Genomic DNA, 24255 nt, shown 5'->3' with positions numbered 1-24255 from the left:
AGACTTGCAAGGTTGAATATTTAATTAAAAAAGACAACACTAAACTTAAACATACCTTAATGCAAAAATCAAATAAATCGATCGCCGGTTACCATTTATTAATGATCCTTTCCTCTGTAGACGGAGAATTTGCTCCTGAAGAAGGAATGCTTGTTCAGCAATATTTAGCCGATGAATTTCCTTTTAAAGTGGATTTGGATAATGAACTGGAAGTGATCGCTTTGCTTCAGCCTGAAGAATGGAAAGGTCATTTTGAATTCCATGCGCGTTGTTTCTTCGACGATTCTACGGAAAAAGAGCGTCTGAATTTCATTCAATTTGCGAAAACATTAATTAAAGCTGATAATAAAGTAACGGACGAAGAACATACTTTCTACACGCTTTTGAAAAACCTTTGGAATATTTAATTAATTGAGAAATTAGATATTAGAAGTTAGGAATTAGTATAAAAATACGCCACTTTCTCACTTCTAATATCTACCTCTAACTTCTAAAATAAAAATCTATGAGAAGAAAAATAGTTGCAGGAAACTGGAAAATGAACAAAAATGTAATTGACGCTCAACAATTAATGGTTCAATTACTTAGCTATAAAAATAATAATGCAACCAACTGTGAAGTTTGGATCGCTCCTCCGTCTTTATATCTAATGATGGCAAAAGATATCTTCGAAAAAGACGAAATCGGAGTATTTTCTCAGGATATGAGTGAGCACGAAAGCGGAGCTTATACAGGAGAAATTTCTGCAGATATGCTGGAATCAATCGACGCAACAGGTTCATTGATCGGACATTCCGAAAGAAGACAATATCATGGTGAAACAGATTCTCACTGCAACAGAAAAATAAAACTGGCTTTAGATAAAGGCTTAATTCCTGTTTACTGTAATGGTGAAACTTTGGAGCAAAGAAAAGCAGGACAGCATTTTGAAGTGGTAAAAAACCAGACTGAAGTTGCTCTTTTCACGCTTTCCGCAGAAGAAATCAAAAAGGTAGTAATCGCTTACGAACCGGTTTGGGCAATCGGAACAGGTGAAACGGCAAGTCCTGAACAGGCTCAGGAAATCCACGCTCATATCAGAAGCATCATCGCAGCAAAATACGGACAGGAAGTTGCTGACGAAATTTCTATCCTTTACGGAGGTTCTGTAAAACCGGATAACGCAAAAGAAATTTTCTCTCAACCCGATATCGACGGTGGTCTGATCGGTGGAGCTGCTTTGAAGCTTGAAGATTTTTCTAAAATTATTGAGGGTTTTAATTAATCCTAATTAAAATATTTTATATAGAGATCGTCGTTTTGGCGGTCTTTTTTTATTTTCTCCCACAGACAACACGGATTTGCACAGATGTTTGTGTTTTATTCGTGAAAATATTCGTGTCAATGTGTTTGAATATATTCTCGTAGATTTTCTTTAACGCAAAGTTTTAATGTAGTTATAATCAATCTTAAGTGAGCTAAGAATAATCAACAAGTTGATTTGATGAAGCTATATTTTCAAGTTTTACGTAACAAATTTATTTGCCTTTTGAAAACTAAAAATTATAGATTAAATAATAAAATCTTTGCGTTTAATTAATTTTAAAATTCAAAAATAAAACACAAAAATCTGTGCAAATCCGTGTAATCTGTGGGAATAAAAAGCATAAAAACAAAAGCGGCGGCATCTTTGATGCCACCGCTTTTTACAAAATCTAATTATTGAATATCGACTATATACATAGTTCCTTTGTCCTGCTTCCCGGTTTTAGGAAGAATTTTCGTCTTTGGATTTCCGTTTCCATCGTCTGCAACACCAAAGTCATCATCATTGAAAACTGCCAGTTTATTATTTCCTAAATAAACAATTCCTTCGAATTTATCGTGCTCGTAACCAATTTTTGCAACCAAATCAACTGCTAATGTTTTTGGAACAGGCATTAATCCCGCCGCACTCAATTCAGCCCAGGTTGATTGTTCAAGCGTTTTTCCGTTAATTTTCATTCCGTCAACAGCTGTTAAATCAGTTCCTGAAACATCAGTTGCTCCTGCCAGACTGATTCTGTATACTTTTTTAAGTCCGCCAACAGATCCGAAATTTCCGTCTCTTTCGATAACTAAAAATTCAGTATTGCTGATTGGTGTGATGTCACAAACAGAATCTGAAGCTCCGCCGTCCTGTTTATATAAATATTGTTTCGTCTGTCCTGTTGCCAGATCGAACGTTACAATTCTTGTCAAAGTCGTATTCGTTGCCAAAGCTTTTGAAGGAACATACATGGTCGACTGCATTGTACCGACCAGCATTTTTCCGTCCGGAGTCATACACATCCCTTCCATTCCTCGGTTTGGTCTTCTTTTCGCAAAAACGGCAGGAAGTTTTCTTGTTCCCGTATTTACACCAATCGGGCTTATTCTTTCCAATTCCACTCCTTCTGCACTGTAATGAACAATGTGAGGACCATATTCATCAGAAACCCAAAAAGTTCCGTCTGCTGCTGCCACAATACTTTCGCTGTCTAACCCGTAATTATCTGTTCCTAAAACACTTCCGTCTGCTGCATAAGCTGTTTCTCCTGTACTTCCCATTCCTGCCGGATTTGGAAGACCTGTGATTGGCTGTCCTGAAGGATTTTTAAGCTTGATATATTTGATTACCTCAATATTTCCGTCTGCATTAATTTTGAAGTGCATGATTGTAGGCGTAAAATTTGGCACCAAGATTTTAATTCCGTTAGAATACGCTACATTCGGACCACGGTCTGTGATCACATAAAATTCTCCTTTTCTGGTTGGGTGTGCTGTTGCTCCCGAACCGAAACCTCCGTTAATAATATTCACTCCATTCAGAGTTGTTAGAGTAGAAAAAGGAAATTCCTGCGGAAGTTTAGAATAATCGATATCCTGATTGGATGTATTATCATCATTATTACATGCCGTCAAAGAAATGAAAGCAAGTATAGGTAACAAGATTTTTTTCATGTTTACTTTTATTGGTTGCGAAAGTAGCTATTGATTGTAAACTTATCTTGAATGCAATGATAATTGTATTTTAATTTTTACTCAGTTTTTTTTGAAGCTGTTTCCGGCTTTCCGCTATATCTTTTTCTCCACCGCTTTTTTCAAGCCATCGCAAAAAAAGGATGTCGCTGCAATCCGGGCTATGGTTTTTGTCGTTTTTTCAACGATACTACAAGATCACTTACTTTGTCATTCCGTAGGAATCTAGGTTGATTTTGTAGAGATTGAATGGTAAAAATCATTGTCTGGATTCCTACGGAATGACAAACTTTGTGATTAATCGATACCTTATTATTTGAATTCTTAATGAGATTGCTTCGTTGCTTCGCTCCTCGCAATGACAAAGGGTGGCATTTTTTTGACGGAGTGGTTTTCAACAGCATGAATTTCCTAGCCCCGATAGAAACGGTTACCCCACAGCAAGCCATTCGACAGGCTCAGGACAGGCTGGCTTGCGAGGAGTATGAGTGGATAGCGGGAAATAGCTCCTGAAAAATTATAAATTATTAATGATTTGGATTTCTCTGTCGAAATGACATGTTACTATTCTGATTATTTTTTCAATTTTTTTCACAAAAAAACGCACCAAAATAAATTGATGCGCTTTGTAATTATTCTTTAAAGAAAATTATTTTTTCTCTTTTGATCTCTGTAAAACCTCGTCTACCATTCCAAATTCTTTCGCTTCGGTAGAAGTCATCCAATAATCTCTGTCTGACGCTTTTTCAACCCATTCGTAAGTCTGACCAGAATGATCTGAAATAATGTCATACAATTCTTTTTTAAGCTTCAACATCTCTCTTAAATTGATTTCCATGTCAGAAGCAACTCCTTGAGCACCTCCTGAAGGCTGGTGAATCATTACTCTTGAATGCTTAAGCGCAGAACGCTTACCTTTCTCACCTGCAACCAATAAAACAGCACCCATTGAAGCTGCAATACCTGTACAGATTGTCGCAACATCAGGCTTAATGATCTGCATCGTGTCATAAATTCCTAAACCAGCGTAAACGCTTCCACCAGGAGAGTTGATATAAATTTGGATGTCTTTTGAAGGATCTGCACTTTCTAAGAATAAAAGCTGTGCCGTCACAATATTAGCAACCTGATCGTCGATTCCTGTTCCCAGAAAAATGATTCTGTCCATCATCAAACGAGAGAAAACGTCCATCTGAGCTACGTTTAATCTTCTTTCTTCCATGATATATGGAGTAAGATTTGTTGGACCATACATTCCCATATACTGATCGGTAACCAAACCGTTATTTCCTAAATGCTTTACAGAGAAATCTCTGAATTCTTTTTTAATGTCCATATTTCTATTGTGTATTATTACATTTTACGAAGTTTAATTTACAACTTTTATTCCTAAAATTTTATAGGACTTTTTGTCATAGAATTATTTTCTTCTGTTGACATAGATTCCTTTGATAGGAGAATATTCAATGATATTGCTCAACCGGATAGAAGCCTGTTTCAATAAGCTGATTTTCTGTATCAGCTCAAAATATTTCACCTGATCGGAATCACTGTATTTATCCAGTTCGTTGGCTGTTTCTTTTATTAGATAATCAATATATCTGTATTTATGCAGCAAGACATCGCCTTTTACCTGATCGGCAATTTTATCTCCGTAATTTGGAGGAAATATATTTCTTGAAGCCCAGTTTTCAAGATCATCCAAAGGAAGTAAGGCATCCACGACTTTCGTTGTAATTTCTTCATCCATAAAAGTTACAAAAAAGTTCCCGCTTCGAAGCTCATCATTCTGAATTCCTTCTTTTACCTGATTGATGATTATTTCATTTCCTTTTACCAAAAACTGGTACTGCTCTTCGTCGAAATGATGGAGAATTTCTTCAATAACGGTAATTTGGTATTCCCCATTATTTTCATCTGTTCTTTTTAAAACAATGTCACCAAACATCAACATGTGATCGACCAATTTATTCTCCATAAACAAGACTTCAAACAAAAACGGATCGGCTTTTTCTTCATCCAAAGGTACAATCTCCATTTTTGCAGGAGCCGCATTTTCCTTTTGCTGCTGAACGTGTTGTGTCTGATTTTGTGTTACCTGTCTCTGAACATCCAGCTCATTGAATAAACTCTGCTCCGACAATCCGAATTTATTGGAAACTTCTTTAAGATAAACTTCCCTTTTTAAAGCATTCTGAACAAAGCCAACCGATTTTACAATATCCCGGATCGCTTCAGCTTTTTTTATCGGATCGTTTCCTACTTCTTTTAAAAGAATTTCTGCTTTAAAATCGATAAAATCCATCGCCTCATTTTCGATGAATTTTTCAACATATTCCCGCGGATGCTTTCTGGCAAAAGAATCGGGATCGTCGCCGTCCGGAAACAAAAGAACACGAATGTTCATTCCTTCCGTCAACAGCATATCGATACTTCGGAAACTGGCTTTAATTCCAGCATTATCACCGTCGAAAAGAATGGTAACGTTCTCCGTTAATCTTTTTATTAACTTAATTTGCTCCGTTGTTAAAGAAGTTCCGGAACTCGCCACCACGTTCTCAATTCCGGACATATGAAGCGAAATCACATCCATATAACCCTCCACCAAAAGACAGACATTTTTCCTTGAAATTGACTGTTTGCTTTGGTTTAATCCGTAAAGGACATTGGATTTGTGGTAAATTTCGGTTTCCGGCGAATTGAGATATTTTGCCGTTTTGACATTATTTTTAAGAATTCTCGCTCCAAAACCAAGAACTCGACCCGAAAAACTATGAATCGGGAACATTACTCTTTCCCGGAACCGATCAATTCCGTTAGGAGCATTTTCCGGGAAAATTGATAATCCGGATTTTTCTAATATTTCTTTTGAATATCCTTTTTCAATAGCAAATTCGGTAAAAGAATTTTTCTTCTCCGGAGAATATCCTAGCTGAAATTTTTTGATGATATCATCCCGAAGTTCACGCTCTTTAAAATAGGATAATCCAATCGATTTTCCTTCTTCGACTTCCCAAAGAAAGTTTTGAAAATAATCATTGGCAATTTCATGGATCTTATATAACAAATCTCTTTCAGACTGTGCATTTTTTGCTTCTTCTGAAAATTCCCGCTGATCTTCTTCAATTTCAATCCCATACTTTTTCGCTGCATGACGAAGTGCTTCAGGATACGTGAAATTTTCAATTTCCATTAAGAAAGAAATTGCCGTTCCTCCTTTTCCCGTCGAGAAATCTTTCCAGATCTGTTTACTTGGTGAAACCACAAAACTTGGTGATTTCTCATCATGAAACGGACTGAGTCCTTTAAAATTAGACCCTGCCCTTTTCAACTGCACATACTCACCGACAATCTCTTCTACACGGATTGTTGAGAATATTTTATCTATGGTCTGCTTAGAAATCATGTTGCAAAAATATACAATTAAAAATTGTATGTACAAAATCTGAAATGAAAAGTCATACTTCGGATTCAGTAAAATTTTGATTATAAATGACTTTAATTTAATTATTTTTAAAAATAAATTATAACCATTACCTTTTGAATATGAAATATTTCAGACGAATTTTCATTGCAGCCGTTACAGCTTTAACTTTATTCATTTTGTATCTTGAGTTTGGAGGAAAATTTATTCTTAATGATTATGACAAAAGAATAATAACATTTAACATAAGAGCCAGTAAAAAACTTCCGGAAAATTTCACCTATTTTTATAACACGGTTTATCCAAACTCTTTATCTTCCAATTCTTGGAATTATGTGTTTAATGCTTTATCAAAATCTCAATCTCCAAAAAAAGAATGCCCATGTAACCAAATGGCTTACAGACTTTTTCCAATTTTAGAGATCAAACATAAAAAAGAAATCGATCAATTTATTTTGGCAAGATTTTTAGAAAACAATTACAGTCAGAAAGATTGTTTAGAATTTAATTTCAATCATTTTGATTTTTTAGAAGACAGAAAAGGATCAGTAAAGATTTCCCAATCATTATTTAATAAAGAAGTTAAAGATCTGCAACCTTTAGAAATGGGAGAAATTTTAGCGCTCTATGAAAATCCTGTAAAGTATAATCGAAACAGAAATCCTGAAAAAGCAAAAACAAGAGCCTATCATTTTTATAATCTGTATCTGAAAAATTTAAATAACCACAATTAATTTTTTACGAAAATAAGGATTAAGTATATTTTAATCACCATGGCTTTTACTTTAATTATTATTCATAAACACTAATAAACAGAAAATAATGCCTTTGATGGTTGATTTAAATTACTCATTTACTTTTTAACTCTGATTAAAAAATAATGAGGTTACCCTTTAAATATATCTATTAAGCATGATTTTAAATCAATAAGATTACTTGATATAATTTACTCACGAATTTTTTAATGCAAATAATTATCTTTGCTTAAAAATGCAGTTCACAATTCATCATATTGAAGACTGGCAAAATATAGCCGAGACAGTCATTTCGCAATTACAACACAATATTCTTTTATTAAAGGGAAATCTTGGCGCAGGAAAAACCACTTTTACCCAGTTTTTGCTTAAAAATTTAGAAAGTCAGGATGAAGTGAATTCTCCGACTTATTCTATTGTTAATGAATACAATACACCAAAAGGAAAAATATATCATTTTGATCTTTACCGCTTAAAAAACCTCGAAGAAGTCTATGATATCGGCATTGAAGAGTATCTTGACAATGCTTTTCTCTGCATTATCGAATGGCCGGAAGTATATGAAGAGGAGCTTTACGGGCTTAAGTTCCACGAAATGAATATCATCAATACCGGAGATAACAGAGAAATCACTTTCGACTAAATATTATGTATCTTTGCTCTTGAATTCGATTGTAAAATAACTATCTGTAAGAATCTAATTAATTTAAAGGATGAGTACGACAAATATTTTTACTCCTTTTACCGAAGAGGAACTGATGCCGAAAGAAGAAAAACTGGAGATCATCAAAAAAGGAAAACAATTCAGCATAGGAGTACCAAAGGAAACCTGTCTGAATGAGAGAAGAGCTTGTATCACACCCGATGCAGTACAGGTTTTGGTAGAGCATGGTCATGAAATCATCATAGAATCAGGAGCCGGGCAAGGTTCATTCTTTTCAGATTTGTTGTATTCTGAATCTGGTGCGAAAATTACGAACGATCCGAAAGAAGCTTTCGCGCAGGATTTAATTTTAAAAATAAACCCTCCTACAGAAGAAGAAATCGACTACATGAAACCGAATACTTATCTGGTTTCGGCGCTTCAGATTAACTTAAGAGATAAAGATTATTTTTTAAAACTGGCAGAGAAGAAAGTCAATGCCATTGCATTCGAATTCATTGTTGATCAATATAAACAACTGGCTTTAGTAAGATTAATCGGTGAAATTGCAGGAACAGTTTCTGTTTTATACGCTTCTGAATTATTAGCCTTATCAAATGGTTTAATGTTGGGCGGAATCACAGGAGTAAGACCAGCAGAAGTTGTGATTTTAGGGGCAGGAATCGTTGGCGAATTTGCGACAAAAGCAGCCATCGGTCTGGGAGCAAGTGTAAGAGTTTTCGACAATTCACTTTCAAAATTGAGAAGACTTCACACCTTGGTTGACAGCAGAGTTCCTACATCGATTATCGATCCAAAAGAATTAAGCAAAGCTTTGAGACGTGCAGACGTAGTAATCGGAGCACTTCCAAGATTAAATATGACACCGATCGTAACTGAAGAAATGGTTATGAAAATGAAAAAAGGCAGCGTCATCATCGATATCACCATCGACAACGGAAAAGTAATCGAAACTTCGGAACTTACAACCATGGAAGATCCATACATTATCAAACACGGTGTAATCCATTGCGGACTTCCGAATCTTACCTCAAGAATGCCGAGAACGACAACAAAAGCCATCTCTAATTTCTTTTTATCCTACATTTTAAACTACGACGAAGAAGGCGGTTTCGAAAACATGCTGGTTCGCAAAAATGAAATGAAACAGAGTCTTTACATGTACAAAGGACGACATACAAAAAAAATTATCTGCGACCGTTTCGGACTTACTTATCATGATATCAATCTTTTAATTTTCTAATGAAAAAAATCAAATTCTTTTTAATTGGACTTATTCCGGGACTTGCTATTGTATTTTTTGTATTAAATAAAAAAGGAGCTAGCTGCAGTGGTTACCTTCCAAACAGCCGTGTTATTGCCGAAACACTTTCCAAAGATTTTAAGTATTCTGAAAATTTCAAAACAGAAATGAATACATTGAAAATCAATGAAAAATTCTTGAAAGACAGTATTATTACAAAAGGAAAAATAGATTTCGACAGAAGTCACGCGCAGAAAAAGCCTTGCCCTGATTATCTTTTAACATACCCGGAAAACAATCCTACTTACGAAATCACATACGAAAAGTGTGAGGAAAATGTAACATTGAATTCTTTGAAAAAATTGAAATAAAATAAGAATAACTATTTATTTTTATTTTAAACATTAAGAAGTTTAGATATTACTTAAAAGAATAATTAAGAGTTTCACTTTGTCAATTAAAGAGCAAGACACGTTATAAAATATCTTAGATATTTTTCTTAATTAATAACTTAAATATTCTTAATGGTTAAAATTAAATAAGGTTAAGTATAAAATTACTGAGACGCTTCGACAAGCTCAGCATGACATCGCTAATACTAAACGTTTAAAAAGAAAGAATAAAAACATTTTAAACCAATGGAAGGCAATTACTATATGATTCAAGATTATCTGATATTCATTGGAGTATTTGCTATTTTCTTCTTTTTAACGGTAAGCATTTATTTATTCAGCCAAAATCAGAAATTTAAGATAAAAAATGCTAAACTTTCCGAAGCTAACAAAATCATCCAGCAAAGATTAAATGAAGTTCAGCTAGAACATATCGGGACAAAATTGAATCCGCATTTATTTAAAAATATTTTGAATTCTGTTCAGTCTCACGCTTATCAGACGTATATGTCGCTTGATAAACTGGCAAATGTTCTGGATTATATTTTATACGAAAGCAACAACAAATTCGTAAGTCCAAAAGAAGAATTGAATTTCGCTTTAAGCTTAATTGAAATTAATAAAATCAAGGTCAACCCGCTTTTTGATTTCAGAATCAAATCTAAAATTAATAAGTCAGACGAAATTTTCGAAGAGAAAGTTTTTGCTCCTTTAATTTCTGTTGATCTCATTGAAAATGCCTTTAAACACACAGATTTTCTGGCACAGGATTCGTTTATTTCCATCCAGATGGAACTTGAAGGAGGTGTATTTTCGATGAAAGTAAGCAACAAAGCTTCCTTGAAAAATATGTTGGAAAAAGAGAAAAGCGGTTTCGGAAGTCAGTCGCTGGATCAAAGACTGAAAATGATTTACAATAACTTTTATTCGCTTCAAAAAAGTTCAAAAAACGGTATCTTCACGGCAGAATTAACAATCAATTTAGGAGAATTCTATGATAAAATGCGTTATTCTTGATGACGAATTACTGGCAATCAGCTATTTAAAACTTCTATGCGAACAAATTGACAATGTAGAAGTTGTAAAAGCATTCAACGATCCTAAAATATTTTTAAGCGAAATTGAAAATATTGATTGTAATGTCTGTATTTTGGATATCGAAATGCCCGGAATGAACGGTTTACAGGTTGCTGAATTAATTTCCGGTTCAAAGAAAATCATCTTCACAACCGCTTACAAAGAATATGCGGCCGAAGCATTCGACTTAAATGTAGTCGATTATGTAAGAAAACCTATCAAAAAAGAAAGACTGACTCAGGCATTCGAAAAAGCAGCGGAATTACTTCAGACTCCACAGAAAAAAGACATCATCGAATGGAACACAAACATTGGTAAAACCATTATTTTTACAGATCAGATTGCTTACATCAAAACCTCAGAAATCGATAGCCGTGATAAAGATATTATCCTAAATGACGGAACAAATATCGTTCTGAAAAATTTAAATTTTAAAAATCTCCTGGAAATGCTTCCGTCAAAAGATTTTGCGCAGGTCAATAAAAAAGAGATTATTGCTTTATCTTCCATCAAAGTTTTTTCAACCAACGAAATTATTACTACAATCTCCACAGAAAACGAGAATTTTTTGAAGCTGCACATCGGAGAGTCTTATAAGAACTCATTAATGGAGAGGTTTGGAAAATAGATTTTTCAAACATTAATCCTTTTACTGCAGAATTCAGCAGTTTCATTACATCCATCTTTTTAAAGCTATTTTGTCGACGTACTTTTGCGCCCGATTAAATTGTTTTATAAATGAAAAAACTTCTTTATGCATGCGGAATTCTCATATCCGGACTCTGCTTTTCACAGGAAACTGATTCTAAAATCAAAGCGTCTTTTTTTGATGGAATTATTGTAGCAGGATATGTGGATCATGGAGCTTTTATTAATTTTACAGGTCCGAATATCAGTTTTAAAAGCAAAGATTTAAAAGTAATTTTAGGAATGCTTCCTTCACTCAGAATCAAGGAAGACCAATCGGAAGGAACAAAAAACAGCCCGATTACACCGAATCTCGGAGCCGGTTTGACGATAGTTTACAAAAAAATTGCACTGCAGCTTCCATTCTATTACAACACCAAAACTTCTATACAAAACGGAGTCTGGAAAATGGGAGTCGGACTAGGTTATTCATTTAAGTAGTTTCATTACATTATTCGTGACATTTGTTACATTTCGAATAAAAAAACATTTACCATAATTATATTCTTATCAACTTTGCAAAAATATTGGAATTATGAACTTGGGGAAATATAAAAATATTATTTTTTACATCAGTACAATTGCATTTTTTTCATGCTTAATGTATTGGTTTTTCATTGAAGGAAAAACATTAGAAATAGGAGAAAACATTACTCCAAGCAAAGCGACAGGCTCTACAATGTGGGAGAATTTTGCAGATTCTTTCATGACGAATCTTCACCACCCTCTAGCCCTCCTTCTTGCTCAGATCGTTACCATTATTATGGTGGCAAAACTGTTTGGGTGGATCTGTGTAAAACTAAAACAGCCTTCCGTAATCGGTGAAATGATTGCCGGAATTGTTCTTGGCCCATCACTTTTCGGATTGTATTTTCCGGAGCTTTCAGCCTTTATTTTCCCGAAAGAATCTCTTCCCAACTTACAGTTCCTGAGCCAGATCGGCCTGATTCTCTTCATGTATATTGTCGGAATGGAACTGGATTTAAGTGTTTTAAGAAAAAAAGCGCACGATGCAGTTGTGATCAGTCACGCAAGTATTATTATTCCTTTTGCATTAGGAGTCGGGCTTTCATATTTTATTTATAAAGAATTTGCACCGGACGGAATTCAGTTCAGTTCATTTGCATTATTTATCGCCATTGCGATGAGTATCACCGCATTTCCTGTTTTGGCAAGAATTGTTCAGGAAAGAAATCTTCACAAAACAAAAATAGGAACCGTCGTTATTACCTGTGCAGCAGCAGATGATATTACAGCGTGGTGTATTTTGGCAGCCGTTATTGCTGTTGTAAAAGCCGGATCTTTTTCAGGATCGGTATTCGTTATTCTGATGGCAATACTGTATGTTTTCATTATGATCAAAGCGGTGAGACCATTCCTTATCAGAATCGCCGAATCTCAAAAAGGAAAAGGTTTCATCAGCAAAGCATTGGTTGCTGTATTTTTCTTAATATTGATTATCTCATCATACGCAACAGAAGTTATCGGAATTCATGCTCTTTTTGGAGCATTTATGGCAGGTGCAATTATGCCTGATAATGTAAAATTCAGAAATCTATTCATAGAAAAAATAGAAGATGTTGCATTGGTTCTCTTACTTCCGCTTTTCTTTGTTTTTACAGGATTAAGAACTCAAATCGGATTACTGAATGATCCTCATCTTTGGAAAATAGGAGGATTCATTATTCTAACTGCCGTTACAGGAAAATTTGTAGGAAGCGCACTTGCAGCAAAATTTTTAAAGTTAAGCTGGAAAGACAGTCTTACCATCGGCGCATTAATGAATACAAGAGGGCTTACCGAGCTCATCGTACTGAATATCGGTTACGATTTGGGAGTTTTAGGTCCTGAATTATTTGCTATGTTGGTTATCATGGCACTTTTTACAACTTTTATGACAGGACCTTGTCTCGACCTTATTAATTATCTTTTTAAAGGAAAAAAATCAATGATAGAAGATGAACAGGATGATGATAATGATGCAAAATACAGAGTTCTTGTATCTTTCGAAACGGCAAAATCCGGAAGTACCCTCTTGAAACTTGCAAATAATCTCACCCATAAAATGAATGGCAATAAAAGTGTAACCGCCATGAATATTGCTCCTGTTGACGAACTTCACGCTTTTGATATCGATGATTTTGAAAAAGAACAGTTTAAAAATGTAATTGAAACTTCGCATGAGCTTCAGCTTGAAGTCACCACCCTTTTCAAAGCTTCAACAGACGTTGAAAATGATCTGACGAATATTACCAACAAAGGGAATTACGATCTTCTTTTAATCATGCTTGGAAAATCGATGTATGAAGGAAGCTTACTGGGAAGATTACTAGGATTTACTACAAAAATCATTAATCCTGAAAAATTATTAAATACCGTAAAAGGAAAAGGAAATATTTTCAACAACTCTCCTTTCGATGATGCGACTTTACAGGTTTTGGATAAAGCAACCATTCCTGTTGGAGTTTTGGTGGAAAAAAACTTTACTTCTGCGGACAGAGTTTTCGTTCCTATCTTCAATTTAAGCGATTTTTATTTGCTTGAATATGCAAAAAGACTGATCAATAATAACAATTCACAAATTATAATTCTGGATGTTGCAGGACAGATCAGAAATAATATTGAGGTGAAAGAACTCATCAGAAGTATAGAACAAGTTGCACCCAATCATATCACCTTATATAACGAGAAAAAGATCGAAAAGGAATTCCTTAATTCACAAGACTTAATGTTAATCAGCAGCAAAAGCTGGAAAAACCTGATCGATACGAAAAGCCTTTGGTTATCGGATATTCCTTCAACATTGATTATCTCAAACCCATAAATTTGTTTTTAAGAGTGAATTGTGAATTTTGCAACTCAAGTGAAATATCAAACTTGATTCTACAATAAAGTTAATTTCATATTCAAAAAAAAATAAAACCTGACTGCAAAATTCACTTTTCATTTTTTTATTTCAATTAAAAAAAAATTCATACCTTCGTTTGGTGATTACAAATAACAAAGCATATTATTACGGAATTTTTAACTCAGATTTGGGATAAGGATTTCTTATATACAGAACAAAAACCTCGTCCTTGGGCGGGGTTTTTTATTTTAAAAATTTAAAAGATGAAAATAAGTATTATAGGTGTAGGGTTGATCGGAGGCTCGATAGCTTTAAAATTAAGACAAAAGGGCATCGCAGATTTTATCTATGGAATTGATAACAGCAATGAACACCTCAATGAAGCATTAGACCTAAAAATAATTGATGCAAAAGTTGATCTGGAATACGGAATTAAAAATTCAGATCTGATAATTGTTGCGATTCCGGTAGATGCTGCGAGACAATTATTGCCCACTGTTTTGGATTTAGTTTCAGACAATCAAACTGTAATGGATGCAGGATCTACAAAAGCAGGAATTGTAAATGCTGTAAAGAACCACCCGAAACGATCAAGATTTGTTGCTTTTCATCCGATGTGGGGTACGGAAAACAATGGTCCGAAATCTGCTATCTCAGACAGTTTTTCCGGGAAGGCGGGAGTGATCTGCAATAAAGAGCAATCTGCTGCTGATGCTCTACAATTGGTTGAAAAAATTGTTGAAAGCTTAGATATGCATTTAATTTATATGAATGCAGAAGATCATGATCTTCATACTGCTTATATTTCACACATTTCACATATCACATCTTATGCTTTAGCGAATACTGTTTTAGAAAAAGAGCGTGAGGAAGAAACGATTTTCCAATTGGCGAGTTCAGGTTTTTCGAGTACAGTTCGTCTCGCAAAATCCCATCCTGAAATGTGGGTTCCGATTTTTAAACAAAACAAAGAAAACGTTCTGGATGTTTTGAATGAGCATATTTCCCAGTTAAGAAAATTCAAAGCCGCTTTGGAAAAGGAGAATTATGAATATTTAGGAGAATTGATTTCTAATGCTAATAAGATTAGAGGAATTTTGGATAAGTAATTCCATTTTCCTTTGTCTTGAAGCAAATATTTTAAAACAATTTGAATAATTAAGAGCCTGTTTAAAATATGGTTTTTATATTTTCTTAAAAGTGAAAGCTTTTTGTCTCGAAAGACTTAGGACCTTTTCAAACGGAATCCATTGTTCTTTTTAACGCAAAGATTATATTTACATTCCTCATTATTTTTAGAAGGCAAAGGCAAATAAAATTTGCTTCGCGAAGCATGAGAACAGCGCTTCATCAAATCAACTTGTTGATTCATCTTTGCTCACTTCAATTAAATTAACATTGAATTAAAGCTTTGCGTTAAAAAATTAGTCGTGATTTTTAAAATGTTTGAATTAGCTTTAAAGTATAAAACCAGTATACATTTTTATTTCTAATCATTTTTTAGTCTTGTTGTTATCAAAAAAGAATTTAATATTATCTTAATAAAAAATCCTCAGTCGTTATTGATCTGAGGATTTTTCTATTATGAATATCTTTAACATTCCGGAACGTTCACCGCAATCGCCAATCCGCCCTCGGAAGTTTCTTTAAATCTGTCACTCATCGAAAGTGCTGTTTCCCACATGGTCTGAATAACCTGATCCAAACTTACTTTTGCTTTTGAAGGATCACTTTCCAATGCGATATTTGCTGCTGTAATTGCCTTTATGGCACCCATTGTATTTCTTTCGATACAAGGAATCTGAACCAATCCTTTGATCGGATCACAAGTTAAGCCCAGATGGTGCTCCATAGCGATTTCTGCCGCCATTAAGACCTGTCCGACACTTCCACCAAGAATTTCCGTAAGACCTGCTGCTGCCATTGCCGATGAAACACCGATTTCCGCCTGACAACCACCCATTGCTGCAGAAATTGTTGCATTTTTTTTGAATAAAGTTCCGATTTCACCTGCAACGAGTAAAAATCTTACAATATCATCTTCACTTGTAAAATCTGTAAAAGCCTGAGAATACATTAAAACCGCCGGAATTACACCACTTGCACCGTTGGTCGGAGCCGTGATAATTCTTCCGAAGCTTGCATTTTCTTCATTTACAGCCAGTGCAAAACAGGCGATCCATTTATTAATATTGGTGAAATTTTCTTCAGCTTCAACAACCTGCTGAAACCATTCATCTTTATTTTTATAAATTTTTTCGCCTAATAATTTTCTGTTCATTCCGGCTGCTCTTCGGGTAACATTCAAGCCACCGGGAAGGATTCCTTCCTTATTGACCCCTTTATAAATACATTCTTTGATCTGCTGCCAGATATAAAGTGCTTCCTTCCTCGTTTCTTCTTGCGTTCTCCAGCTTTCTTCATTAATTAAAATTAAATCTGAAAACCTTTTAAAACCAAATCTCTCGCAATATTTTATAATATCAGAACCGTGATGACAAGGATAAAGTGTTCTCACACATTCTTTCTCAATAGAATTTTTCTCCTGACTGGCAATAAAACCACCTCCAACAGAGTAAAAATCCTGAATAAGCTCGGTTCCATCTTCAAAAATAGCTTTAAAAATCATTCCGTTGGGATGAAAATCAAGGGATTTCTGCATGTTTAACACCAAATGATGTCCATACACAAAAGGAATTTCCTTTTCTCCACCAAGATTAAGGATCTGAGTAGTTTTTATTTTTTCTATTTTCTCATCAATTTTTGAAGTGTTGATCGTTTTAAAATCTTCACCATTCAAACCAAGCATTCCTGCGATATCAGTTCCGTGACCGATACCCGTTTTTGCCAGTGAGCCAAAAAATTCAAGGAAAACCTCTTTTACCTCAGCAATTGATCTTTCTCTTTTTATAATTCTGATAAATGCAGAAGCTGCATTCCAGGGTCCCATCGTGTGTGAACTCGACGGACCTATTCCTACCTTAATAATCTCAAAAACTGATATTGATTCCATATAGAAAATTCCTCATTTTTTCCTAAACACAAAGATACACGATAAATCGAAATGCAAAAGCCGGAGATGAAAAATCAGCTCCGGCTTTCTAATTAAAACTATATGAACACTTGTAGATAACTATTTTTAGCAAAGACTTTCTTCATGCTGAGAGATATCAAGTCCCAATTCCTCAGATTCTTCCGAAACTCTTAATGTGATGATTCTGTTTGTAATTTTATATAAAAGCAATGATCCGAAAAAAGTAAATATCGATACCAAGAGTAGTGCGATCATGTGATGAGTAAACACTTCCAAACCGCCGTGAAGAAGGCTTGCATTTTCACCATGAGCAAAAATTGCCGTCAGAATCATTCCCATAATTCCGCCAACACCGTGACAGGCAAAAACATCCAAAGTATCGTCAATTTTCTTTAAAGCCTTCCAATTCATCATGATATTAGAAACAATAGCTGCAACAAAACCAATGAAAAGACTTTCTGCAATTGAAACAAAACCGCATCCCGGAGTTATTGCCACTAAACCGACAACCGCACCTATACAAGCTCCCAAAGCCGAAACTTTTCTTCCGTTTATCCTGTCAAAAAATATCCAGGTCATCATCGCTGAAGCTGAAGCTATCGTTGTCGTTCCAAAAGCTATTGCTGCCGTTGCATTGGCACTAAGCGCAGAACCTGCATTAAAACCAAACCAGCCGAACCAAAGCATTCCTGTTCCCAATATGACATAAGAAATATTTGAAGGCTCATGATGTGGTTTTTTTCTGTTTCCTACAACCAAAGCTCCTGCTAACGCCGCAAAACCGGCACTCATGTGAACAACTGTACCTCCTGCAAAATCTTTAACTCTGAAATATTTATTTAAAAGTCCGTCCGGATGCCAAACCATGTGACAAAGCGGTGTGTAAATGAAAAGGCTGAAAAGCACCATAAATAAAAGGTAAGAGATGAAACGTACACGCTCAGCAAATGAACCTGTAATTAAAGCCGGTGTAATCACCGCAAATTTCATCTGAAATAAAGCAAAAAGTATAAAAGGAATCGTAGAAGCCATTGCTTTATGCGGTAATACTCCTACTCTGCTGAAAAACGGATAACTCAAAGGATTTCCAATGATTCCGTAATGTTCTCCATTAATTGTAAAACCAATGGAATCACCGAAAGATAAAGAAAAACCAACCACCACCCACAAAATGGAGATCACTCCCAAAGCAATAAAACTTTGAAGCATTGTAGAGATTACATTTTTCTTCCCGACCATTCCTCCATAGAAAAAGGATAAACCGGGAGTCATCAAAAGAACAAGACCTGCAGCAGCGAGAATCCAGGCTACATCTGCTCCTACAATTTTATCTTCACTCAAAAATTCTCCGGTATTCGGAAAATCTACAATGGGACTCCAGAATAATCCACCAACTGCAACTAATGCAATGATAGAAAATGAGACGATCCATTTTAAACCTACTTTCATGAATTTTACGCTTTACCCCCTCAAAAGTAAGCATAAATTTTTAAAAACAATAATTATTTTAATAAAAACCCCTTTAATTTTAATTAAATTTAAAAATAAATTAACATTTAATCTAACACACCCCTTAAAATATTAGATACTTCTTTAAATTTCATGATGGGAAATAAATGAGTCCCTCCTTTAATGATAAAATCAGGTTTGGAGTTTTTTACAGGAAACACAATATCTCTGTCGCCTAAAATCTGGATAACATCAGGATTTTCTTCAAATTTCCATTCGGATATTTTTTCGATGGACCATTTTAAATAATAAGGATCTCTTACCATGAAATATTGTAAGACCTTAGGATTTTTCGGATCAAAGAATTTTCTGACAACAGAATATATATTTGTAGTTTTTTCGTTGAAGAATCGTATTGGTAATATTTTAGGAATTCTTGTAATTTGTCCGGTTTTTATTAAACGTGATTTTTCTTTGTCGGATTTTATACTTCCGAGAATCACGATTTTTTGGGCAGGTTTTAATCTATTTATTTCCTGAACCATGATTCCGCCAAAAGAATATCCGAGTAAATAAAAAGGCTCTGAAACATCAACTTTTTCGGCCATTCTTTTTACATATTGCGGAAATTCTTCATTCTGATCGGGAATTAGCCAATCAATAAAAACAATTTCATGATGTTCCGGAAACTGAATTTTTTCCAAAACCTTGAAATCTGCACCGAGACCGCTTACTACATAAATTTTCATATTACTAAAATAAAAAAATCAAATAAAAAAAGAGCAACTTCACAGGGAAATTGCTCTTTTAAATTTATCAAAACAGACCTAATGTCTTATTTTTTCTTTTTTACAGGAACTCTATTTTCGTTATCCAACACTGCAGTTGAAAGCTTAAACTGGATATCCATTTCATTTTTGATGAAATAATCTTTCAATGAAGACTGATAGAATACCTTGAAATCTCTTCTGTTTAAAGAGAATTTTGCAGACTCGATCACTACTGTAAACTGTGTAATATAAACGTTTGCAGGGAAAGTAATTGTTTTTCTCACTCCTTTAATCGTAATATCTCCGTAAACCGTAGAGTTGAACTCACTGTTTGCCAAAGGAATAATTTTCGTTAAATGGAATTTCGCAAGGGGGAATTTTTTAACCTCGAAGAAGTTTGTACTTTTAAGGTCATCCGTTAATTTTACCTGATCTTCATCAGAAACATCACCCGCCATGATAGACTTCATGTCGATTACAAATTCACCATCTACCAAAACGGTTTTATCGAAAGTGAATTTTCCACTTTTCAGCTTTACTGTTCCGGAATGCGACGAAGCAACCGTTTTTACAACCTTGTAACCCCACCATCTGATCTCTGATGATGTTACCTTTACCACTTTATCTCCTTTCTTTTGAGCAAAAACAAATGACATGCTTACACACACCATAGCAAACAATAGTAATCTTTTCATTCTTTTTTATTTACAATTCAACAAAAATAAAAAAAAGTGTAGAACTTCTACACTTTTAACAATCTTTTTTTGATTAAATTATTTTGCTGTTACTTTTACAAGCAAATCCATATCATCTTTCACAAGAACATCCTGCATTGTAGATTTGTAAGCAACATCGAATTTTTGTCTGTCGATCGTGAATTTGTTTGAAACTAAACTAACTGCTCCGTTTGCATAAGAAATCTTAGCAGGGAAAGAAATTGCGTTAGTTTTTCCTTTTACTGTAAGGTTTCCTGTTACTAAAGAAGTGTAAACTTTATCGTTGTTCTTCTTAATACCTGTAATTTTGAAAGTTGCAGTAGGGAATTTTTCAACCTCGAAGAAATCTCCGTTTTTAAGGTGACCGTTCAATTTTTGTTGATATTCACCTGTAAGGTCTGTAGAAGTGATAGAAGTCATATCTAAAACGAAAGAACCTCCAATCAATTGGTTTCCTTTCATTACCATATCACCAGACTTTACTTTTACAGTACCGTTGTGAGAGCTTGCTTCAGATTTTGCAATCTTGTAACCCCACCACTGAACATCAGAACTAACTACTTTTTTTGATTGTCCGAATGCTAAACCACTAGCTAAAACTGCTAATAAAAATATTTTTTTCATGTTGAATAAAAGTTATTTACTTGTTTTATTATTTACTGATGCAAATGTAGTCAACTTGTTTAATAGATTTCATTGATGTACATCAATAAAAACAATTATTTTCATAAATAATATTATCCCATAAAAAACTCCGAATTTCTTCGGAGTTTAAGTTTTAGTCTTGATAATAAGCGGTATAAAGCGCCGCACCGTTCAATCCTGTATTTTTATCTTTAATCAGATAGATCGGAATGTTTCTCAACATCTCTTCCATTTTATCACTGATCTTATATTTTTCGTAGAATTTATCTTTATTAATGTATTCTCTGATTTCCTGAGGAATATCTCCGGCAATTAATAAACCTCCCGTTGCTTTCAGCTTCAAAGTAAGGTTATTGGCTTCTCTTGCCAGGAATTCCAGGAATGTATCTAATGCAATTTTACAGATCAATACATCTTCTTCAACAGCTGCCTTATAAATTTCCTGAACAAAGTTTCCGTTTGTCAGTTTTTCAGACAGCCATTCCGGTTCAGGATGTCTTTTTACATCTCTTAAGAATCTGTAAATATTGAATAAACCTCCTTTAGACAAAACATTCTCCCAACTTACAATTCCGTAGATGTTATTTAAAAATTGATAAAACTCAACCTCAACGTTGGTTCTCGGAGAAAATTCTGAATGACCTCCTTCCGTTGCAAACGGTCTCAAATATTTTCCGTCGAAGAAGTATCCTGCTTCACCCAATCCATGTCCGGGTGCTAAAATTGCTACATTTCCGTTTTCAAGATGACCACTTGTGTAGATAGGATCTAGATCTGCATCTTCCAGAATTGCCATACCGTAAGCTGAAGCTTCCTGATCGTTAAGCATATCTATTCTTTCAAATTCAAAATCTTTTTTAAATTCTTCTACATCAAGACTCCAGCCTAATCTCGCAGGGTGACTTTTCCCGTTGATTACAGGTCCGGGAACTGCCATTCCCAGTCTTTTCACATTCTCCAGCTGATTATCCTGAATAAACTTTTTTAAAATATCTGCAAAAGAAGCATATTCTTTGGTTGGATAATTATTTTGGATTTTAATCTCAAGACCTCCGTTACTAGAAACAAAATAGCCTAAAGTTGTAATATCTTCGCGAAGGTTTGCACCAATGATAGATACATTATCATTGTTCCCGTTGTTTACTCCCGGTAAATAAAGTGGAAATTTTGGATTTAAAATCATAACCTCAAATTTTATCAAATATAATAATACTTTTCGTAAATTTTCGTTAGAAATAAAAAACCTTCTCAAAAAACAGAAAAGGTTTGGCTAATAATTGCTTATATTTAAATCTAACTACTTCCCTAATGGAATATTGTAAGAAAATCCGACTCCAATGTTTCCCACATTATAGTCCTGATTCGGCAAATCTCCTTTGCTTCCTACAAATACTTTCTGATATTGCACAAAGAAATTCCAACTCTGGTTGTGATATCCTATCTCCGGTTTGATGTAAAAACCACCGTCGGGTCTGTCAAGTGTAGAGTTTGTCGCCACTTTATCATCACCAACCAAAAATCCGTATCCTAAGTCAGTACCAAAATAAAATCCTGTTTGTTTCGGATAAATTCTAATCAAAGCACCTACAGGAACTACTCCAACATCGTTATTATCATATCCGTTATTTTCTTTACCAAAATAATGAGTATACCCTGTTGCAATACCTAAACCGAAGCCAGGAGTAATAAGGTTCTGATAAGCTACATCCACACCTACTGCCATAGAAGTATTATCAGAAGGAACTGCTAAACCAACATTTGCTCCTACCTTAATCATATTATTCATTTGTGCGCTTTGTGCACTCAATGCTCCTGCGGTCAAAATTCCGGCAAATAAAATTGCTTGTTTAAACATTTTCATAACTCTGATTTTTTAATTTTACTAAGCTGAAAGATGTAAAAATCGTGCCAAGGAAAGCCTTCTGTTTAATTTTAACATTGATTAAAATCACAAAATAATGACTATCAATTGATTAAATTTAGTTAGAATTTAAATGATTGTTTAATAAAAACACACTTTTCAATGGTATATTTCAATATTTTTAATTAAAAATCGCTGATGCGGCATAGTGCTTGAAGCAATATTAACAATTCTTAACCCGTTATTATTTTAACCTTTCTACACCAAATTCATCAAAAAACAAAGTATTGACATGACAACTTCATCACTCATCAATAATAAACATCTTCTCTGGCGCGCAGGTTTTGGCGCGGGAATCAACCAGTTTGAAGATCTTCATAAGAAGGATATTAAAAGTTTAATTACTGATTTATTTAAAGAAGAAACTTTTATTTATATTAATTATGATACACCCGATATTGTAGAAACTGTCGACTATATGAATGATAAAGCTCCTGCTGAAAAGAAAAAGGAAATGCAGAAGATCAACCGTGAGCAAAACGAAGAGCTCAATCTTAATTTTCTCGATAAAATGGTCAACAGCAAAGAGCAATTAAAAGAAAAAATGGCATTTTTCTGGCACGGACATTTTGCGTCGAGAGTTCAAAATCCTAAATTCAACAGACAGATTTTAAATGTAATCAGAAAAAATGCATTGGGAAATTTCAAAGACCTCTTATTTGAAGTAAGTCAGGCTCCGGCAATGTTGAACTTTTTAAATAATCAACAAAATAAAAAAGATCATCCCAACGAAAATTTTGCTCGTGAAGTGATGGAACTTTTCACAATGGGGCGAGGAAATTATACCGAAAAAGATATCAGAGAAGGTGCAAGAGCTTTTACAGGTTGGGGTTATGATAAAGAAGGAAATTTTGTAGAAAGAAAAAAGCTTCACGACGAAGGTTCAAAAAGTTTTTTAGGAAAAACAGGAAACTTTACAGGAACCGATGCTTTACAAATCATTCTTGAACAAAAAGCAACATCAAAATTTATTACAACTAAAATTTATAAGTTTTTCGTTAATGAAAATGTAGATGAATCTATTGTTGATAAGTTAAGCCAGAATTTTTACCAATCCAATTATGATATCAAAAAGCTGATGATGGAGATTTTTTCCAGCTCATGGTTTTATGATAAAAAAAATATTGGGAACAGGATAAAATCACCAATAGAATTAATGGCAGGAATGATGAGAACCCTTCCGATGAATATTCAAAATCCGGAAAATCTTATCGTTTATCAGAAATTATTAGGTCAAATGCTACTTTATCCTCCAAATGTTGCAGGATGGCCAAACGGAAGATCATGGATCGACAGCTCTACTTTGATGTTGAGATTACAAATTCCTCAGATCTGGTCGGGTTTACGACCGCTCGATTACCGTCCAAAAGAAGATGATGATTTGGATATGGGTTTAAAAAACAATACAAATACATTGACGAAAAGTTTTAAAAATCCTAATATCACAATTGATTGGGCAAGAATTGAAAAGGTGTTTACCGAAAAAAATGTTGAGGATTATTTAATCCAAAACTCAAAATCTCTGGATATGAGTTCCGTGAAAAATTTCTCGGACAACAGTGTGAAAATGAATGTCATTAATCTAATGTCAACGCCAGAATATCAATTGATGTAGTTTGTTGAGAGGGCTTAGGAACCAGGTTTTAGGACT

At 34.4% G+C, this 24255-nt stretch carries 22 protein-coding genes; 12 read left to right on the top strand and 10 right to left on the bottom strand.

The window, feature by feature from the left end; genetic code table 11:
* Positions 1-59: 59 nt before the first annotated feature.
* Positions 60-407, top strand: coding sequence for a tellurite resistance TerB family protein (locus ABD745_RS04520; RefSeq protein ID WP_344825882.1), 348 nt, complete (start codon positions 60-62; stop codon positions 405-407).
* A 98-nt stretch (positions 408-505) separates the two neighbouring features.
* Complete coding sequence (gene tpiA, locus ABD745_RS04515) at positions 506-1264, top strand: triose-phosphate isomerase (RefSeq protein WP_344825879.1); 759 nt, start codon at positions 506-508, stop codon at positions 1262-1264.
* 434 nt (positions 1265-1698) lie between these two features.
* Here the strand turns inward: tpiA and ABD745_RS04510 are convergent, their stop codons facing one another.
* The 3 genes from ABD745_RS04510 to dnaG all read right to left on the bottom strand — a co-directional run bounded on the left by ABD745_RS04510 (position 1699) and on the right by dnaG (position 6385).
* The gene (locus tag ABD745_RS04510; RefSeq protein WP_344825876.1) at positions 1699-2961 is read right to left on the bottom strand and encodes an esterase-like activity of phytase family protein; all 1263 of its coding nucleotides are present in this window, start codon (positions 2959-2961) and stop codon (positions 1699-1701) included.
* Between the two features lie 667 nt (positions 2962-3628).
* Entirely contained in the window at positions 3629-4315 is a 687-nt protein-coding gene (gene clpP, locus ABD745_RS04505) for an ATP-dependent Clp endopeptidase proteolytic subunit ClpP (protein WP_047400530.1), read from the bottom strand.
* Positions 4316-4399: 84 nt separating this feature from the next.
* The gene (gene dnaG, locus ABD745_RS04500; protein ID WP_344825873.1) at positions 4400-6385 is read right to left on the bottom strand and encodes a DNA primase; all 1986 of its coding nucleotides are present in this window, start codon (positions 6383-6385) and stop codon (positions 4400-4402) included.
* Between the two features lie 140 nt (positions 6386-6525).
* Here dnaG and ABD745_RS04495 point away from each other — a divergent pair, with 140 nt between their 5' ends.
* From ABD745_RS04495 to ABD745_RS04455, 9 genes are all read left to right on the top strand, one after another.
* Positions 6526-7137: a transglycosylase domain-containing protein gene (locus ABD745_RS04495; RefSeq protein WP_344825870.1), complete on the top strand. Its 612-nt coding sequence runs from the start codon at positions 6526-6528 to the stop codon at positions 7135-7137.
* Positions 7138-7393: 256 nt separating this feature from the next.
* Positions 7394-7801 (top strand): tRNA (adenosine(37)-N6)-threonylcarbamoyltransferase complex ATPase subunit type 1 TsaE, encoded by a 408-nt coding sequence (tsaE, locus tag ABD745_RS04490; RefSeq protein ID WP_344825867.1) that lies wholly within the window; start codon positions 7394-7396, stop codon positions 7799-7801.
* A gap of 70 nt (positions 7802-7871) precedes the next feature.
* Entirely contained in the window at positions 7872-9065 is a 1194-nt protein-coding gene (locus ABD745_RS04485) for an NAD(P)-dependent oxidoreductase (RefSeq protein WP_047400538.1), read from the top strand.
* Positions 9065-9436, top strand: coding sequence for a hypothetical protein (locus ABD745_RS04480; RefSeq protein WP_344825863.1), 372 nt, complete (start codon positions 9065-9067; stop codon positions 9434-9436). The genes ABD745_RS04485 and ABD745_RS04480 overlap by 1 nt, the downstream gene beginning before the upstream one ends.
* Positions 9437-9703: 267 nt before the next feature.
* Positions 9704-10474 (top strand): histidine kinase, encoded by a 771-nt coding sequence (locus tag ABD745_RS04475; protein WP_344825859.1) that lies wholly within the window; start codon positions 9704-9706, stop codon positions 10472-10474.
* Positions 10452-11162 carry a LytR/AlgR family response regulator transcription factor gene (locus tag ABD745_RS04470; RefSeq protein ID WP_344825857.1) on the top strand — a complete coding sequence of 237 codons (711 nt, stop codon included), beginning with the start codon at positions 10452-10454 and terminating at the stop codon, positions 11160-11162. The genes ABD745_RS04475 and ABD745_RS04470 overlap by 23 nt, the downstream gene beginning before the upstream one ends.
* Positions 11163-11272: 110 nt before the next feature.
* On the top strand, positions 11273-11662 hold the full coding sequence (locus ABD745_RS04465; RefSeq protein WP_344825854.1) for a hypothetical protein: 390 nt from the start codon (positions 11273-11275) through the stop codon (positions 11660-11662).
* Positions 11663-11756: 94 nt separating this feature from the next.
* On the top strand, positions 11757-14045 hold the full coding sequence (locus ABD745_RS04460) for a cation:proton antiporter (RefSeq protein WP_344825850.1): 2289 nt from the start codon (positions 11757-11759) through the stop codon (positions 14043-14045).
* A gap of 287 nt (positions 14046-14332) precedes the next feature.
* Positions 14333-15178 carry a prephenate dehydrogenase gene (locus tag ABD745_RS04455; protein WP_344825847.1) on the top strand — a complete coding sequence of 282 codons (846 nt, stop codon included), beginning with the start codon at positions 14333-14335 and terminating at the stop codon, positions 15176-15178.
* Positions 15179-15663: 485 nt separating this feature from the next.
* Here the strand turns inward: ABD745_RS04455 and ABD745_RS04450 are convergent, their stop codons facing one another.
* The 7 genes from ABD745_RS04450 to ABD745_RS04420 form a co-directional block, all read right to left on the bottom strand.
* The gene (locus tag ABD745_RS04450) at positions 15664-17082 is read right to left on the bottom strand and encodes an L-serine ammonia-lyase (protein WP_344825844.1); all 1419 of its coding nucleotides are present in this window, start codon (positions 17080-17082) and stop codon (positions 15664-15666) included.
* A gap of 126 nt (positions 17083-17208) precedes the next feature.
* Complete coding sequence (locus tag ABD745_RS04445) at positions 17209-18552, bottom strand: ammonium transporter (protein WP_344825841.1); 1344 nt, start codon at positions 18550-18552, stop codon at positions 17209-17211.
* A gap of 107 nt (positions 18553-18659) precedes the next feature.
* A complete protein-coding gene (locus ABD745_RS04440) occupies positions 18660-19301 on the bottom strand; it encodes an alpha/beta hydrolase (RefSeq protein WP_344825838.1) in 642 nt (213 codons plus the stop codon).
* A gap of 86 nt (positions 19302-19387) precedes the next feature.
* A complete protein-coding gene (locus tag ABD745_RS04435) occupies positions 19388-20017 on the bottom strand; it encodes a YceI family protein (RefSeq protein WP_047402520.1) in 630 nt (209 codons plus the stop codon).
* Between the two features lie 78 nt (positions 20018-20095).
* Positions 20096-20662: a YceI family protein gene (locus ABD745_RS04430; protein WP_344825832.1), complete on the bottom strand. Its 567-nt coding sequence runs from the start codon at positions 20660-20662 to the stop codon at positions 20096-20098.
* 154 nt (positions 20663-20816) lie between these two features.
* Positions 20817-21866, bottom strand: coding sequence for a glucokinase (locus tag ABD745_RS04425; RefSeq protein ID WP_344825829.1), 1050 nt, complete (start codon positions 21864-21866; stop codon positions 20817-20819).
* A 114-nt stretch (positions 21867-21980) separates the two neighbouring features.
* The gene (locus tag ABD745_RS04420) at positions 21981-22544 is read right to left on the bottom strand and encodes a hypothetical protein (protein ID WP_344825826.1); all 564 of its coding nucleotides are present in this window, start codon (positions 22542-22544) and stop codon (positions 21981-21983) included.
* Between the two features lie 292 nt (positions 22545-22836).
* On the opposite strand from ABD745_RS04420, the gene ABD745_RS04415 reads away from it, so the two are divergent.
* Positions 22837-24219 carry a DUF1800 domain-containing protein gene (locus ABD745_RS04415; protein WP_344825823.1) on the top strand — a complete coding sequence of 461 codons (1383 nt, stop codon included), beginning with the start codon at positions 22837-22839 and terminating at the stop codon, positions 24217-24219.
* The last annotated feature ends 36 nt before the right edge of the window (positions 24220-24255 follow it).

This window comes from Chryseobacterium ginsenosidimutans, assembly GCF_039536845.1.
In the GTDB taxonomy this organism is placed as follows: Bacteria; Bacteroidota; Bacteroidia; order Flavobacteriales; family Weeksellaceae; genus Chryseobacterium; species Chryseobacterium ginsenosidimutans_B.
This window is presented reverse-complemented; position numbering and strand designations above follow the sequence as displayed.